The sequence below is a fragment of the Pseudomonas sp. PDM05 genome, from assembly GCF_014851685.1.
Classification (GTDB): Bacteria; Pseudomonadota; Gammaproteobacteria; order Pseudomonadales; family Pseudomonadaceae; genus Aquipseudomonas.
Genome location: NZ_JACVAC010000010.1, coordinates 143,770 through 158,386, shown reverse-complemented (window position 1 = coordinate 158,386; position 14,617 = coordinate 143,770). Strand labels below are relative to the sequence as shown.

Below are 14,617 nucleotides of genomic sequence, written 5' to 3'. Positions count from 1 at the left end.
TCCGGTAGGGGGCCAAGGGTTTTCGGGGTGTCTTTATAACACCCGTCCGTCGCCTGCCCATAAAGCGATGTCCCGGGATAACCGCTGCCTTGTGTTTCTCTTTCGCACTGCCCGGAGCATCTGCGCCATGAGTTCTGCCTCTCTTATAAAGACCCCGCCGGAAAAGGTGCGGGTCAACGGTTGGGTGTTCTACACCTCCACCGCGTTGATTCTGTTGTTGACTGCCATCCTGATCATCGCCCCGCAGGAGGCCGGGCGCATGCTCGGCGTCGCACAAGCCTGGCTGTCGAAAAGCTTCGGCTGGTATTACATGGTGGTCATCGCCGCCTACCTGGTGTTTGTGGTGGGCCTGGCGTTTTCTTCCTACGGCAAATTGAAACTGGGCAGTAAGGACGACACCCCGGACTTCAGCTACGGCGCCTGGGCCGGCATGCTGTTCTCGTCGGGTATCGGCATCTCGCTGCTGTACTTCGGCGCCTCGGAGCCGCTGGACCACTACTTCAACCCGCCTGAAGGCGCGGCCGCCAGCAACATGGCTGCACGCCAGGCGCTGCAATTGACCTTCCTGCACTGGGGCTTGCACGGTTGGGCGATCTACGCCTTGGTCGGCCTGGCCGTGGCGTACTTCGCGTATCGCCATAACCAGCCGCTGGCCTTGCGTTCGGCGCTGTACCCGCTGGTCGGCGAGCGTTGGGTGAAGGGCGCGGCCGGTCACGCGGTGGACGGTTTCGGCATGTTCGTGACGCTGCTGGGCCTGGTGACCAACCTGGGGATTGGTGCGATGCAAGTGTCGTCCGGTTTGGAAAACCTGTTCGGCATGGCGCACAACAACACCAACCTGCTGATCGTGATCATCGTGATGAGCACCGTGGCGACCATCGCTGCCGTGTCGGGTGTGGAGAACGGCATTCGCCGCTTGTCCAACCTCAATATCGTGCTGTTCAGCGGCTTGCTGATCTTTGTGCTGCTGTTCGGCCCGACCCTGCACCTGCTCAACGGCTTCGTGCAGAACATCGGCGACTACATGAACGGCCTGGTGCTGAAAACCTTCGACCTCTACGTGTACGAAGGCGACGCCGACAAGACCGAACGCTGGATGGGGCTGTGGACCCTGTTCTACTGGGCCTGGTGGATTTCCTGGGCGCCGTTCGTAGGCATGTTCATCGCGCGCATTTCCCGTGGTCGCTCGGTGCGTGAACTGGTGGCGGGCGTGCTGTTGATCCCGCTGGGCTTCACCCTGGCGTGGCTGTCGATCTTTGGCAACTCGGCGCTGGACCTGGTGCTGAACCACGGTGCGGTGGAGTTGGGCAAGACGGCGCTGGAACAACCGTCGATGGCCATCTACCAACTGCTGGAGCATTACCCGGCGTCGAAAATCGTCATCGGTGTGTCGATCTTTGTGGGCTTTGTGCTGTTCCTGACCCCGGCGGATTCCGGCGCGGTGATGATGGCCAACCTGTCGTGCAAAGGCGGTAATGTGGATGAAGATGCGCCGCACTGGCTGCGGATCTTCTGGTCGGCGGTGATCACTCTGGTGACCATCGGCCTGTTGTTCGCGGGTAACTTCGAAGCCATGCAAACCATGGTGGTGCTGGCGGGGCTGCCGTTCTCGGTGGTGCTGGTGTTCTTTATGTTCGGTCTGCACAAGGCCATGCGCCAGGACGTGGCCATCGAACAGGAGCAGGCGCAATTGGCCGAGCGTGGCCGTCGTGGTTTCAGCGAGCGGTTGACCGCGCTGGACCTGCAACCGAGCCAGGGCACGGTGCAGCGTTTCATGGACAAGCACGTAACGCCGGCGTTGGAAGAAGCCGCCGTGGCATTGCGTGAGCAGGGCTTGCAAGTGCAGACCTTGCTTGGCAAATCCAAGCGCTGCATTGGTGTGCGCATCGAGATGGAAGAGGGCAACCCGTTTGTCTACGAAGTGAGCCTGGATGCTTACTCGTCGGCCTCGACCGACTTGCCTGAAGAAGAGCGCACCCGCTACTACCGCGCTGAGGTGTACCTGCACAACGGGCCTCAGGAGTACGACCTGATGGGCTTTGCTCAGGAACAGATCACCCGGGACGTGCTCGATCAGTTTGAAAGCCATCGGCAGCTCCTTGGCCGGGTCTATAGCTGATAGTTGAAACGAACGGCGCCGTCACTGGCGCCGTTTTTTTTATGTTGTACGTAGATCAAAATGTGGGAGCGGGCTTGCTCGCGAATGCGGTGTATCAGTGGCAGATGTGCTGTCTGACACACCGCATTCGCGAGCAAGCCCGCTCCCACATTTGCTTTGCGGTGTGGCTTACCCCAGGTTCTTGCCTAGCAGGGCGTGGTACAGCTCGCTGTCCCCCAAGATCCCCACCACCTGGTTGTTGTCATGCAACACCAGCTTGTTCCCCGTGTGATACCGAATCTGCAATGCATCACGCATGCCGATATTCGAATCCACCAGCGTTGGCAACCGACTCAAACCTTCCACCGCTTGCCCCGGTGCCCAGTTCTGCAAATTCATCACCGCGCCATTCTGGCGAGCACCCTTGATGGTGTTGCCTTCGGCCAGGTCCAGCCACGAGTCGCCGCCCGGGTCCAGGCACACCGAACCGTTGACGCGCTTGCAGTTGTCCAGGGTGCGCATCAGGCTGCGGCCGCACAGGACGTTCAGTGGGTTGGTATGCGCGACGAAGGTGCGCACATAGTCATCCGCCGGGTTCAGCACGATCTCTTCCGGCACGCTGTACTGGATGATCTTGCCGTCTTTCATGATCGCGATACGGCTGCCCAATTTGAGCGCTTCGTCGAGGTCGTGGCTCACGAACACGATGGTCTTGCTCAGCTTGCGTTGCAGTTCCAGCAACTCGTCCTGCAAGCCCTGGCGGATCAGCGGGTCGAGGGCGGAGAAGGGTTCGTCCATCAGCAGGATGTCGGCGTCCATCGCCAACGCGCGGGCCAGGCCGACGCGCTGTTGCATGCCGCCGGAGAGTTCATCCGGCTTCTTGTTGCGCCATTGGGTCAGGCCCACCAGTTCGAGCTTTTCGTCCACCAGCTTGCGCCGGTCTTTTTCCGGACGGCCCTGCATCTCCAGGCCGAAGCTGATGTTTTCGCGCACGGTCAGCCACGGCATCAGGGCGAACTTCTGGAACACCATGGCGATGCGCTTGGTACGCATCATTTTCAGCTCGGCGGGGGTGCAGGAAGCGATGTCGATCTGGCGACCCTCATGCTCCACGAACAGTTGGCCGCGGCTCACGGTGTTGAGGCCGTTGATGCAGCGCAGCAAGCTGGATTTGCCCGAGCCCGACAGGCCCATCAGCACGCAGATCTCGCCTTTCTCGATGTCCAGGCTGGCTTTTTCAACGCCGACAATCTGCCCGGTCTTTTTCAGGATCTCGTTACGGCTCATGCCCTGGTCCAGCAGCTTGAGCGCTTCGCGTGGGTCTTTGGAGAAGATCACGTCGACATTGTCGAATCGGATAATGCTCATGCATCACCCCCTACTTTGGCGTCGGGTTGTTTGCAGATGCGGTCGAGCATGATGGCCAGCAATACGATTGCCAGGCCGGCTTCAAAGCCCAGGGCGATGTCAGCGGTGTTGAGTGCGTTGACCACCGGTTTGCCGAGGCCATCGGCGCCCACCAGGGCGGCGATCACCACCATCGACAACGACAGCATGATGCATTGGGTAATGCCGGCAGCGATGCTCGGCATGGCGTGGGGCAGTTCAATGCGCGAGAGCAACTGACGGCGCGAGCAGCCAAAGGCCTTGCCGGCGTCCATCAACTCTTGCGGTACATCACGGATACCCAGGTAAGTCAGGCGGATCGGCGCGGCAATCGCGAACACCACCGTGGAAATCAGCCCAGGCACCACACCCAGCCCGAAGAGGGTCAGGGTAGGGATGAGGTAGACGAAGGTCGGTACGGTCTGCATCAGATCGAGTACCGGCCGCATCATGGTGTAGAACATCGGTTTGTGCGCGGCAACAATGCCCAGCGGCACACCGATGACCACGCAGACCAGGGTGGCGAACAGCACCTGCGCCAGGGTCTCCATGGTTTCCTGCCAGTACCCCAGGTTGAGGATCAGCAGGAAGGAGGCAATGACAAAGACGGTCAGGCCCCATTTGCGTTGAATAAAATGAGCCAGCAGCGCAATCAGACCGATCAATGCCAGCGGATTGAACCAGGTCAGCGCGAACGTCACGCCGTGGATCATCGTTTCCAGCGTCGATGCGATTGCGTCGAAGTAGTTGGCACCGTGTTGGGTCAACCATTCAACGAAGGCAGCGATGTACTGGCCTAGTGGGATTTTCTGTTCAGTCAGCATGGTAGTGAATGTCCACATGCGAAGAGGGAAAACATCCCGGGGCAGCGCACCGCCCCGGGGACAACGGTGAATTACTTGGCGAGATAGGCTTTCACGGCGTCCAGTCCAGGTTTGCCATCAACGGTGGTGACCCCCGCGAGCCAGGTGTCGAGCACTTGCGGGTTTTTCTGCAGCCAGGCTTTCGCCGCGGCGTCGGGCTTCATCTTGTCGTCCAGCACGTTACCCATCAGGGTGCTTTCCATGTTCAAGGTGAACGACAGGTTTTTCAGGAGCTGGCCAACGTTGCTGCATTCCTGGGTGTAGCCCTTGCGCACGTTGGTGTAGATGGTGGCCTGGCCGTAGTTGGGGCCGAAGGAATCATCCCCGCCGGTCAGGTACTTCATCTTGAAGCGGGTGTTCATCGGGTGCGGTTCCCAGCCGAGGAACACGATGGCCTGGTCACGCTTGGAGGCGCGCTCAACCTGGGAGAGCATCCCGGCTTCGCTGGATTCGACCACTTTGAAACCGGCGGTTTTCAGGCCGAAGGCGTCTTTGTCGATCAGTGTCTGGATGGTGCGGTTGCCGTCGTTGCCCGGCTCGATGCCGTAGATCTTGCCGCCCAGCTCGTCCTTGAATTTGGCGATGTCGGCGAAGTCCTTCAGGCCTTTGTTGTACAGCGCTTCGGGGACCGCCAGGGTGTACTTGGCGTTCTCCAGGTTGGCGCGCACGGTTTCCACGGTGCCGGCATCACGGTACTGCTTGATGTCGTTTTCCATGGTCGGCATCCAGTTGCCGAGGAAGATGTCCATGTTCTTGCCGTCGGCCAGGGACTTGTAGGTCACTGGTACGGAAATCATCGTGGTGCGCGGCTTGTAGCCCAGGCCCTTGAGGATTTCGCTGGTGGTCGCCGTGGTGACGGTGATGTCGGTCCAGCCGACATCGGAGAAGTTGACGGTCTGACATTGTGCCGGCTCTGCCGCGTGCGCCAGGACTGGCAGACTCAGCATGGCGGCCAATAACAACTGGGGTGAACCTTTCATGGGGCTAGACTCCTGTGTTTTTTCTGGCGGCCTTCGCCGCGCTTTATAAGTGTTGCGTTTAGAGCGTGTGACAACTGCTCTGGCACGGCGCCTTGCAAACGAGTCGAGACTGATCATGTACCAGTGAAAATCTGACGCCTACAGGGGGCGTCGTATCCAGTACAGGGAGGGTCGTATCCAGTGTCGGTGACGTCGCTTACAGGTTTTTCCCAAGGCAAAACTGCAGTTTTTGCCCATCTGCACCGCAAAAAACGCCCAAAACAGGTGATCACACGCCAGCGACGCTAGTGAGCATGGGTGCGTCGGTGTGAGACGCCGTGACGGCGGATAAAAGCTTGATGATGCCGCCATCTGGGCGATCTGAGCGTAGCACCTCGTTCAAGCCTGGCCGTGCTTATCGAGGAGTTCTACCGCAATGGCTATCAGTGTTTTCGACCTGTTCAAGATCGGCATCGGGCCTTCGAGTTCTCACACCGTCGGCCCCATGCGCGCCGCGGCGTTGTTCGTCCAGGGCCTGCGTGGACGTGAGTTGTTGGAACAAGTGCGGCGCGTCGAAGTTCAGCTTTATGGCTCCCTGTCCGCCACCGGCATCGGCCACGGCAGCGACACCGCCACCATCATGGGGTTGATGGGCGAGTGGCCGGACGCAATCGACCCGTCGCAAATCGGCCAGCGCATTCACACCCTGCGCGAAACCGACACCCTGCTGCTGGACGGACACCTGGCGGTGCCCTTCGTGTGGGCCCGCGACATGCGCCTGCTCGACGAAAACCTGCCGTTTCACCCCAATGCCATGACCCTTGTGGTGTACGGCGACAGCGGCGAGTTGCATCGCGACACTTACTATTCGGTGGGCGGCGGTTTTGTGGTGGATGAAGCCCAGGCACAAAGCGGCGTGGCCGACATGGATCGCACCGAACTGCCCTACGATTTTTCCAGCGCGGTGGAGCTGTTGCAGCTGTGCAAGACCCACAACCTGCGCGTCGCCGAACTGATGCTGGCCAATGAAAAGGTCTGGCGCTCCGAAGAAGAAATCCGCAGTGGCCTGCTCAAGCTCTGGCACGCCATGCAAGATTGCGTGGAGCAAGGCCTCAAGCACGAAGGCATCTTGCCCGGCGGCCTGAACGTGCGCCGCCGCGCCGCCAAGTTGCACCGCAGCCTGCAGGAATTGAACAAGCCCAATGTAATCGGCTCGACGTTGAGCGCGATGGAGTGGGTCAACCTGTTCGCCCTCGCGGTCAACGAAGAAAACGCCGCTGGCGGGCGCATGGTCACCGCACCCACCAACGGCGCGGCGGGGATCATCCCGGCGGTGCTGCACTACTTCATGAAGTTCAGCGAAGAAGTCACCGAAGCCAATGTGGTCGACTACCTGCTCGGCGCCGCGGCGGTGGGCATCCTGTGCAAGAAAAACGCCTCGATCTCCGGTGCCGAAGTCGGCTGCCAGGGCGAGGTGGGTTCAGCCTGCGCGATGGCTGCCGCCGGCTTGGCGGAAATCCTCGGCGCCACGCCGGAGCAACTGTGCAACGCCGCCGAGATCGGCCTGGAACACAACCTCGGCCTGACCTGCGACCCGGTGGGCGGGCTGGTGCAGGTGCCGTGCATCGAGCGCAATGCGATTGCGGCGGTGAAGGCGATCAACGCGGCGCAGATGGCGTTGCGTGGCGATGGCCAGCACTTTATCTCGCTGGACCGGGTGATCCGCACCATGCGCGATACCGGGGCGGACATGCACGACAAGTACAAAGAGACGTCGCGGGGTGGGTTGGCGGTGAGTGCTGTCGAGTGTTGAGTCAGTGACACCGCCATCGCAGGCAAGCCAGCTCCCACAGTTGACCGAGTTCCAGCATGAGGATGCGGTCGAATGTGGGAGCTGGCTTGCCTGCGATAGCGGAGGTCCAGACAACACTGCTCACAAAGTGCACACCCAAAGCAAAAGCGCCACCTTTTAGCGCGTCGCAAACAGATAAGTAGCTCACGAACGATTTACCCCTCGACCACCCGTCCCCCGTGCCATGGGTGACAGACTTCTCCTACGCCCGCAAAGCGCCTTCCCACAAGTGCTACCGTTCTGCTCACCCGGTCTGTGAGGGCCCGTTCCTACGCCCATTTCAGGGCTTAACCATGCGTCTCGCGCGGGCTTATATAGACGCGTCAAAACGTCGTTTTTAGGAGTTATTGGACGGCCATTCAAATTTAGGCATGGCATTTGCTCTGTCAATTCAAAGCCTCTCTCCGTGAAGGATGAAGAGCGCAATAACAAGAGCCTCGCCTGAGGCCATCACCCGCTTTGTGTGAGGAGATACTGTGATGACGTCGTTCAACTCCGGGGCTCAACCCCAGAACCGTACGCCTCAATCCATCGGCTTTTTGCTGCTGGACAATTTCACGCTGATTTCCCTGGCATCCGCAGTCGAACCCCTGCGCATGGCCAACCAGCTGTCCGGTCGCGAGTTGTATCGCTGGACAACCCTGAGTGTCGACGGCAACCAAGTGTGGGCCAGCGACGGGCTGCAAATCACTCCCGATGCCTCCATGCACAAAGCCCCGGCCCTGGACACTGTGATCGTGTGCGGCGGCGTGGGTATCCAACGTACCGTCACCCGTGAACACGTGTCGTGGCTGCAGAGCCAGGCGCGCCAGTCGCGTCGCCTGGGCGCCGTGTGCACCGGCAGCTGGGCCCTGGCCTGCGCGGGTCTGCTCGATGGTTTCGATTGCAGCGTGCACTGGGAATGCCTGGCCTCGATGCAGGAAGCCTTTCCCCGCGTGGCCATGAGCACACGCCTGTTCACCCTCGACCGCAACCGCTTCACCAGCTCCGGCGGCACCGCGCCGCTGGACATGATGCTGCACCTGATCAGCCGCGATCACGGGCGTGAACTGTCGGCCGCGATCTCCGAGATGTTTGTGTACGAACGCATCCGCAACGAGCAGGATCACCAGCGCGTGCCGCTCAAGCACATGCTCGGCACCAACCAGCCGAAGCTGCAGGAAATCGTCGCGTTGATGGAGGCCAATCTGGAAGAGCCGATCGACCTGGATGAGTTGGCGGTGTACGTCGCCGTATCGCGGCGCCAGCTGGAGCGGCTGTTCCAGAAGTACCTGCACTGCTCGCCGTCGCGTTACTACCTGAAGTTGCGTTTGATCCGTGCGCGGCAGCTGCTCAAGCAAACGCCGATGTCGATCATCGAAGTGGCGTCGGTGTGTGGGTTTGTCTCCACGCCGCACTTCTCCAAGTGCTACCGCGAATACTTCGGCATTCCACCACGGGATGAACGTGTGGGCTCCAACACGACCCAACAGGTGGCGATGATGCCGATTCCGCCGGCCTTGGTGCTGTCACCGTTGTCGGGACCGATGTCGGCGTTGAGCCAGGCGCGCAATGAGTCGACGTTTGCCAGCGTAAGGCTCTAGACCCAGGCGCCTGCATTCGCGAGCAAGCCCGCTCCCACATTCGACCGAGTTCCAACCCTGGAATGCAGTCGAATGTGGGAGCGGGCTTGCTCGCGAATGCGCTTCATCAGGCCCCGGAGTTCTGCTTGAACTGCATCAGGGCCGGGAGCAACTGCTTATCGATGGCCTGGCGCACCGCCGGCAAGATCGTCGCGCTGCCGGTGTACATCTGCTCCACCATCCCCTTCAGTGCCTTGGCCCGCGCCTCGCTCAAGCCACGCACCGCACACTCGCAGGCCTGCTCGGCGGTAGAGCCGCTGGAGACTTCGAAACCCAGTGAGCGCAACTGGCCCAGCAGGTCATCCTGGTCAATCAAATCCGCATGCATCATGACGTTTATCCTGGTGAAGGGAACGGGTTTGACCTCGATTCTGGTAGCCACTCAAGGGGGCGGCAAGGGCAGATTGCACGAATGGCTCAGATGGCTATGAGCATGTCGTTTTCGGGCCATTTGCCGACGGCACTAATGGGCACACTGGGTTCAAGCAAGCAGCTTGACGGTTTGGTCACCCTCGGGATGTACAGCTCACACAAAACCTTATGCCTCGATCTCGTCACGGCTTGATCGGGGCTTTTTTTATGCCGATGACCCGGCCGAGCAGGGCAGGGCGCGGCAAGTCGGCCTGCTCCAGGCAGATCGCCGAAAGGCGTTGCAGGGTGGCCTCGCTAAACGCTGTCGCATGGGGCCCTTTGAGGTCGACGTGCAGCAGCATCTGTTCGTTGCCCGCCAGTTCCTTATCGCCGCCGACCGGATGCAGGCTGTGGTAGAGATGCAGGCGCTTGGCGTCATGGGCGATGAGTTGGGTATGCACCTCGACGTCGGCGCCGAGTTTCACTTCGTGCAGGTAGTTCAGGTGCAACTCCAGGGTGAACAGCGAGTGGCCGCTGGCTTCGCGGTGGGTGCTGTCCAGGCCGAGGCTGTCCATCAGCGCGTCGGTGGCGTAGCTGAAGATCAGCAGGTAGAACGCGTCGCGCAGGTGGCCGTTGTAGTCCACCCAGTCGGGGTGGATTTGCGTCGTATAAGTGGTTAATGCAGGCATGGCATGTACTCGGTCAAAAAATGTGGGAGCGGGCTTGCTCGCGAATGCGGTGAGTCAGAAAAATTTAAGTGACTGACACTCCGCTTTCGCGAGCAAGCCCGCTCCCACGGGGGTTATTCAGCGAAGCTCATGCCGTGTTTGGCCTTGGTGGTTTTTACCGCTTCCAGCACCGCCAACAGGCAATCATCACGATAGCGCTCCAGCGCCGAAATGCTGTGTGTGCCCAACTGATCGCGGGTGCCCTCCACCACATCGTCGATCAACTTGTCGGTCAGCTCCGGTGCCGGCAGGTAGGTCCACGGCAGCTGCAGCGCCGGTCCGAACTGCGCCATGAAATGCCGCATGCCGGCGTCGCCACCCGCGAGGGTGTAGGTGAGGAACGTGCCCATGAACGACCAACGCAGCCCCGCGCCAAAACGGATCGCATCGTCGATCTCGCCAGTGGTCGCCACGCCGTCGTTGACCAGGTGCAGCGCCTCACGCCAGAGCGCTTCAAGCAGGCGGTCGGCAATAAAACCAGGGACTTCCTTGCGCACATGCAACGGGCGCATGCCGAGGGATTCATACACCTTGATCGCGGCCTGGATCGCTTGCGGCGCGGTGTTTTTGCCACCGACCACTTCCACCAGCGGCAGCAGATACACCGGGTTGAACGGATGGCCGACCACGCAGCGTTGCGGGTGTGTGGCGCTCTCGTAGAACTCACTCGGCAACAGACCGGACGTGCTCGAACCGATCAGCGCATTGGGCTTGGCGGCGGCGCTGATCTTGCTGTGCAATTCGAGCTTCAACTCCAGGCGTTCGGGGGCGCTCTCCTGGATGAAATCGGCGTCTTTTACGCAGGCTTCGATGGTGTCGACAAAGCGCAGGCGATCCTGTGATGCACCGGGTGCCAGGCCTTGTTTCTCCAGGGCACCCCAGGCGTTGGCGACGCGTTTGCGCAGGGCGGCTTCAGCGCCGGGCGCGGGGTCCCAGGCGACCACATCCAGGCCATGGGCGAGGGCGCGGGACACCCAGCCGCTGCCGATGACACCGCTGCCCAGGGCGGCGAAGGTTTTGATTTCGGTGATAAAGCTCATTGGCGACATTCCTGAAGAGTTCGGTGATCCATTGTAGGAGCGGGCTTGCTCGCGAATGCGCAGTGTCAGTCGCTCTATCCGGTACTGAGCCACCGCATTCGCGAGCAAGCCCGCTCCCACATTTTTGATTCGGTTTCGGGCAGGGGGTTAGCCGCGTCGGGTCAGGCCCATCTTCACGCGACCTTCCGCCGGCGTCAGAACCCGTGCACCAAGCCGGCTGAGAATTTCACTCGCCCGCTCCACCAACTGGCCGTTAGTGGCGAGCACGCCCTTGTCCAGCCACAGGTTGTCTTCCAACCCCACCCGCACATTGCCGCCCAGCAGCACCGCTTGCGCCGCCATCGGCATTTGCATGCGGCCGATGCCGAAGCCGGCCCACACGGCGTCGGCGGGCAGGTTGTCGACCATGGCTTTCATGGTGGTGGTGTCGGCCGGTGCGCCCCACGGGATGCCCAGGCACAGTTGGAACAACGGGTTGTCGAGCAGGCCTTCCTTGATCATCTGCTTGGCGAACCACAGGTGGCCGGTGTCGAAAATCTCCAGCTCGGCCTTGACCCCCAGCTCCTGGATACGCTTGGCGCCTGCGCGCAGTTGCGCCGGGGTGGATACGTAAATGGTGTCGCCATCCCCAAAGTTCAGCGTGCCGCAGTCCAGGGTGCAGATTTCCGGCAGCAGTTCCTCCACATGCGCCAGGCGGGTCAACGGGCCGACCAGGTCGGTATTGGGGCCGAACGCCATCGGGTTCTCGCCCGCCCCGATCTCCAGGTCGCCGCCCATGCCGGCGGTGAGGTTGACGATGATGTCGATGTCAGCCTCGCGGATGCGCTCCATCACTTCGCGGTACAAGGCGACGTCGCGGCTGAACTTGCCGGTCTCGGGGTCGCGCACATGGCAGTGCACAACGGTGGCGCCGGCCTTGGCGGCTTCCACGGCGGCGGCGGCGATCTGTTTGGGAGTGACCGGCACGTGGGGGCTGCGGCTGGTCGTGTCGCCAGCACCGGTGAGTGCGCAGGTGATGATGACGTCGTGGTTCATGAGGCGGTTCCTTACAGGCGTGGTGATGCCGTTCGCGGTCGGGAGTGACCGCGAAACGGTGGTTGGAAATGGCTTATTTGCTGGACAGTTGCAGGTTGGCCGCAGCCGGCTTGCCGTCGAAGGTGGTCACGCCTTCGAGCCAGCGCGCCTGGTCCTGGGGGTGATCCTTGAGCCACTGCCTGGCGGACTCGATGGCGTCCTTGTGATCCAGCAGGGGCTGCATCATCCGGCTCTCGTCGGCAGCGGTGAAGGTCAGGTTGGTCAGCAACTTGTGCACGTTGGGGCACTGTTCGGCGTAGGTTGGCGCGGTGACGGTCCATACCGTGGCCATGCCTTCGTTCGGGCCCAGGGCGTCGTCGCTGCCGGTGAGGTAGGTCATGGCGACGTTGACGTTCATGGGGTGCGGCGCCCAGCCGAAGAACACCACGGCTTCCTTGCGGCGCACCGCACGGTCGACGGCGGCGAGCATGCCGGCCTCGCTGGATTCGACCAGCTGGAACTTGCCCAGGCCGAACTGGTTCTTGGCGATCATTGCCTTGATCTGGGTATTGGCGCCCGAGCCTGGCTCAATGCCGTAGATCTTGCCGCCCAGTTCTTTCTCGAACCTGGCGATGTCGGCGAAGGTTTTCAGGCCCTTGTCCGCCAGGTAAGTCGGCACGGCGAGGGTGGCACGCGCATCTTCCAGGCTCGGCTTGTCGAGGACCTTGACTTGCTTGGCGTCGACGAACGGCGTGATGGTCTGGGTCATCAGCGGGTTCCAGTAGCCGAGGAACAGGTCCAGGCGCTGGTCGCGGATGCCGGCGAAGATGATTTGCTGGGAGGCGCTGGTCTGTTTGGTCTTGTAGCCGAGGCCGTCGAGCAACACTTGGGTCATGGCGCTGGTGGCGATGACGTCGGTCCAGTTCACCACGCCCATGCGCACGTTCTGGCAGGACGCCGCGTCGGCCGCCATCGCGTTGGTACTCAAGAGTGCGCAGGCGCTGAGTGCGAGCATCAGTCGTTTCATGGTGGTTCCCTCGGCAGGTCGTTATTGTGGGGGCCGGTGTCTTTGTGCACCGTGCAGCCAAGGTACGCAGCTTGCGCGGCGGTAAAACGCACGGCGGCGACCGACTCTTGCACTGCAGCGACCTGCCCCCTTGAAACCACCCGCGAACGGGAGTATCACAGTGCCACGCTGGCCGTCCGACGAGAGCGCCACCATGTCCCAGGATGTCTATTTTTTGCTGATGCCGGGCTTCTCGGCCATCGGCTTTATCTCCGCGCTGGAACCGCTGCGGGTGGCCAATCGCTTTCGTGGCGAGCTGTACCGCTGGCACGTGCTGAGCGCCGACGGCGGCGCGGTGTTGGCGAGCAATGGCATGTCGGTCAACGCCGACGCGGCGCTCGAGCCGCTGAAGAAAGGCGCGACATTATTGGTTGTCGCTGGCTTCGAACCTTTGCAGTTCGCCACGCCCGCGCTGGAGCACTGGTTGCGCCGTCTCGACCACGAGGGCGTAACCCTCGGCGCCATCGACACCGGCGCTTGTGTGCTGGCTGAGGCGGGCCTGCTCGATGGGCACCGCCTGACCCTGCACTGGGAAGCCATCGACGCTTTCAAGGAATCGTATCCGCACCTGACCGTGACCCAGGAGCTGTTCGAGATCGACCGTCGTCGCATCACCTGCGCCGGCGGCACCGCGTCCATCGACCTGATGCTCGACCTGATTGCCCAGGCCCATGGCCCCGACCTGGCGATCCAGGTTTCCGAGCAATTCGTGCTGGGCCGCATCCGCCCACGCAAAGACCACCAGCGCATGCAAATCGCCACGCGCTACGGCATCAACAACAAGAAACTGGTGCAAGTGATCGGCGAGATGGAACAGCACACCGAGCCACCGCTGAGCACATTGGCCCTGGCCGAGGCGATCAAGGTCACTCGGCGCCAGCTGGAGCGCCTGTTTCGTTTGCACCTCAATGACACCCCGAGCAATTTCTACCTCGGCCTGCGCCTGGAAAAGGCCCGGCAACTGCTGCGCCAGAGCGACATGAGCGTGCTGGAAGTGAGTATTGCGTGCGGGTTTGAGTCGCCGTCGTATTTCACCCGTAGCTATCGGGCGCGGTTTGCCAAGTGCCCACGGGAGGATCGGCGACGGGAGGTGGTTTGATCATTTTTTAGCCAATTACAGTGGCGACTATAAATTATAGTTGCCGCCATCATTGGGTATAAAACTCAATTTCAGAGCTGCACCGAGTATCAGTGTGGCTTATTTCTTCAGCAGGGCCGAGCAGGCGGCTTTGTAGGCTTCGTGCTGGTACTTGTTGAGCGTCGCGGGCAGATCAAAATTGTGCTTCTTGTTCTGCGCATTGATGGTCTGCGGCGACAACAACGTCACCTCCACACCGTCGAGCAACTGAAACACCCCTTCAATCTTGAACGTGGTCGGCCCACCGGCAAATTCACCCTTCTTGCTGCGCTTCTTGATCGCGATGCGCTCGACGCCGTTGGCCTGCACAAACGCCTTCACTTGCGCGGCGAAGGCTTTGACGTTGGCGGCTTCGTCGTCGTCTTCCAGGGCGATCTTCTTGGTGGCCAGGGCGACGTGGCTCAGCACTTGGTTGTCCAGGGAGGCGACGGCGATGATGGCTTCGCTGCCTTTGATTTCGATGCCGCAAGTCTTCATGAATAGCCTTGTTTCAAACGGAA

The 14,617-nt window shown here is 61.2% G+C and carries 13 protein-coding genes; 4 read left to right on the top strand and 9 right to left on the bottom strand.

The features are described from left to right. Nucleotides 1-184: 184 nt before the first annotated feature. Complete coding sequence (locus IB241_RS19790) at nt 185-2,119, top strand: BCCT family transporter (protein ID WP_226454820.1); 1,935 nt, start codon at nt 185-187, stop codon at nt 2,117-2,119. A gap of 168 nt (nt 2,120-2,287) precedes the next feature. Here IB241_RS19790 and choV read toward each other — a convergent pair whose 3' ends face one another. From choV to IB241_RS19775, 3 genes are all read right to left on the bottom strand, one after another. Beyond that, a complete protein-coding gene (gene choV / locus IB241_RS19785; RefSeq protein ID WP_192299896.1) occupies nt 2,288-3,466 on the bottom strand; it encodes a choline ABC transporter ATP-binding protein in 1,179 nt (392 codons plus the stop codon). Continuing rightward, nucleotides 3,463-4,308 carry a choline ABC transporter permease subunit gene (gene choW, locus IB241_RS19780; RefSeq protein ID WP_010207125.1) on the bottom strand — a complete coding sequence of 282 codons (846 nt, stop codon included), beginning with the start codon at nt 4,306-4,308 and terminating at the stop codon, nt 3,463-3,465. The genes choV and choW overlap by 4 nt, the downstream gene beginning before the upstream one ends. 71 nt (nt 4,309-4,379) lie before the next feature. Beyond that, nucleotides 4,380-5,327 carry a choline ABC transporter substrate-binding protein gene (locus tag IB241_RS19775; RefSeq protein WP_192299895.1) on the bottom strand — a complete coding sequence of 316 codons (948 nt, stop codon included), beginning with the start codon at nt 5,325-5,327 and terminating at the stop codon, nt 4,380-4,382. A 415-nt stretch (nt 5,328-5,742) separates the two neighbouring features. Here IB241_RS19775 and IB241_RS19770 point away from each other — a divergent pair, with 415 nt between their 5' ends. Further along, entirely contained in the window at nt 5,743-7,119 is a 1,377-nt protein-coding gene (locus IB241_RS19770; RefSeq protein ID WP_192299894.1) for an L-serine ammonia-lyase, read from the top strand. A gap of 518 nt (nt 7,120-7,637) precedes the next feature. Continuing rightward, nucleotides 7,638-8,741, top strand: coding sequence for a GlxA family transcriptional regulator (locus IB241_RS19765; protein WP_192299893.1), 1,104 nt, complete (start codon nt 7,638-7,640; stop codon nt 8,739-8,741). A gap of 106 nt (nt 8,742-8,847) precedes the next feature. Here IB241_RS19765 and IB241_RS19760 read toward each other — a convergent pair whose 3' ends face one another. The 5 genes from IB241_RS19760 to IB241_RS19740 form a co-directional block, all read right to left on the bottom strand. Then, on the bottom strand, nt 8,848-9,111 hold the full coding sequence (locus tag IB241_RS19760) for a hypothetical protein (RefSeq protein ID WP_192299892.1): 264 nt from the start codon (nt 9,109-9,111) through the stop codon (nt 8,848-8,850). Nucleotides 9,112-9,334: 223 nt separating this feature from the next. After that, the gene (locus IB241_RS19755) at nt 9,335-9,820 is read right to left on the bottom strand and encodes a thioesterase family protein (protein WP_192299891.1); all 486 of its coding nucleotides are present in this window, start codon (nt 9,818-9,820) and stop codon (nt 9,335-9,337) included. Between the two features lie 113 nt (nt 9,821-9,933). Continuing rightward, nucleotides 9,934-10,899: an L-carnitine dehydrogenase gene (locus IB241_RS19750; protein ID WP_192299890.1), complete on the bottom strand. Its 966-nt coding sequence runs from the start codon at nt 10,897-10,899 to the stop codon at nt 9,934-9,936. A 147-nt stretch (nt 10,900-11,046) separates the two neighbouring features. Further along, complete coding sequence (locus IB241_RS19745) at nt 11,047-11,934, bottom strand: 3-keto-5-aminohexanoate cleavage protein (protein ID WP_192299889.1); 888 nt, start codon at nt 11,932-11,934, stop codon at nt 11,047-11,049. 73 nt (nt 11,935-12,007) lie between these two features. Next, nucleotides 12,008-12,940, bottom strand: coding sequence for a choline ABC transporter substrate-binding protein (locus IB241_RS19740; RefSeq protein ID WP_192299888.1), 933 nt, complete (start codon nt 12,938-12,940; stop codon nt 12,008-12,010). Nucleotides 12,941-13,133: 193 nt separating this feature from the next. Between IB241_RS19740 and IB241_RS19735 the strand changes: the two genes are divergently transcribed. Continuing rightward, complete coding sequence (locus IB241_RS19735; RefSeq protein WP_192299887.1) at nt 13,134-14,078, top strand: GlxA family transcriptional regulator; 945 nt, start codon at nt 13,134-13,136, stop codon at nt 14,076-14,078. 99 nt (nt 14,079-14,177) lie between these two features. Here the strand turns inward: IB241_RS19735 and IB241_RS19730 are convergent, their stop codons facing one another. Next, complete coding sequence (locus tag IB241_RS19730; RefSeq protein WP_192299886.1) at nt 14,178-14,594, bottom strand: DUF3010 family protein; 417 nt, start codon at nt 14,592-14,594, stop codon at nt 14,178-14,180. Nucleotides 14,595-14,617 lie beyond the last annotated feature (23 nt).

Bases quoted from the DNA above. Each gene is read 5' to 3' on its own strand.
- choV (WP_192299896.1), bottom strand. From the start codon at position 3,466: ATGAGCATTATCCGATTCGACAATGTCGACGTGATCTTCTCCAAAGAC.
- choW (WP_010207125.1), bottom strand. From the start codon at position 4,308: ATGCTGACTGAACAGAAAATCCCACTAGGCCAGTACATCGCTGCCTTC.
- IB241_RS19775 (WP_192299895.1), bottom strand. From the start codon at position 5,327: ATGAAAGGTTCACCCCAGTTGTTATTGGCCGCCATGCTGAGTCTGCCA.
- IB241_RS19770 (WP_192299894.1), top strand. From the start codon at position 5,743: ATGGCTATCAGTGTTTTCGACCTGTTCAAGATCGGCATCGGGCCTTCG.
- IB241_RS19765 (WP_192299893.1), top strand. From the start codon at position 7,638: ATGACGTCGTTCAACTCCGGGGCTCAACCCCAGAACCGTACGCCTCAA.
- IB241_RS19760 (WP_192299892.1), bottom strand. From the start codon at position 9,111: ATGATGCATGCGGATTTGATTGACCAGGATGACCTGCTGGGCCAGTTG.
- IB241_RS19755 (WP_192299891.1), bottom strand. From the start codon at position 9,820: ATGCCTGCATTAACCACTTATACGACGCAAATCCACCCCGACTGGGTG.
- IB241_RS19750 (WP_192299890.1), bottom strand. From the start codon at position 10,899: ATGAGCTTTATCACCGAAATCAAAACCTTCGCCGCCCTGGGCAGCGGT.
- IB241_RS19745 (WP_192299889.1), bottom strand. From the start codon at position 11,934: ATGAACCACGACGTCATCATCACCTGCGCACTCACCGGTGCTGGCGAC.
- IB241_RS19740 (WP_192299888.1), bottom strand. From the start codon at position 12,940: ATGAAACGACTGATGCTCGCACTCAGCGCCTGCGCACTCTTGAGTACC.
- IB241_RS19735 (WP_192299887.1), top strand. From the start codon at position 13,134: ATGTCCCAGGATGTCTATTTTTTGCTGATGCCGGGCTTCTCGGCCATC.
- IB241_RS19730 (WP_192299886.1), bottom strand. From the start codon at position 14,594: ATGAAGACTTGCGGCATCGAAATCAAAGGCAGCGAAGCCATCATCGCC.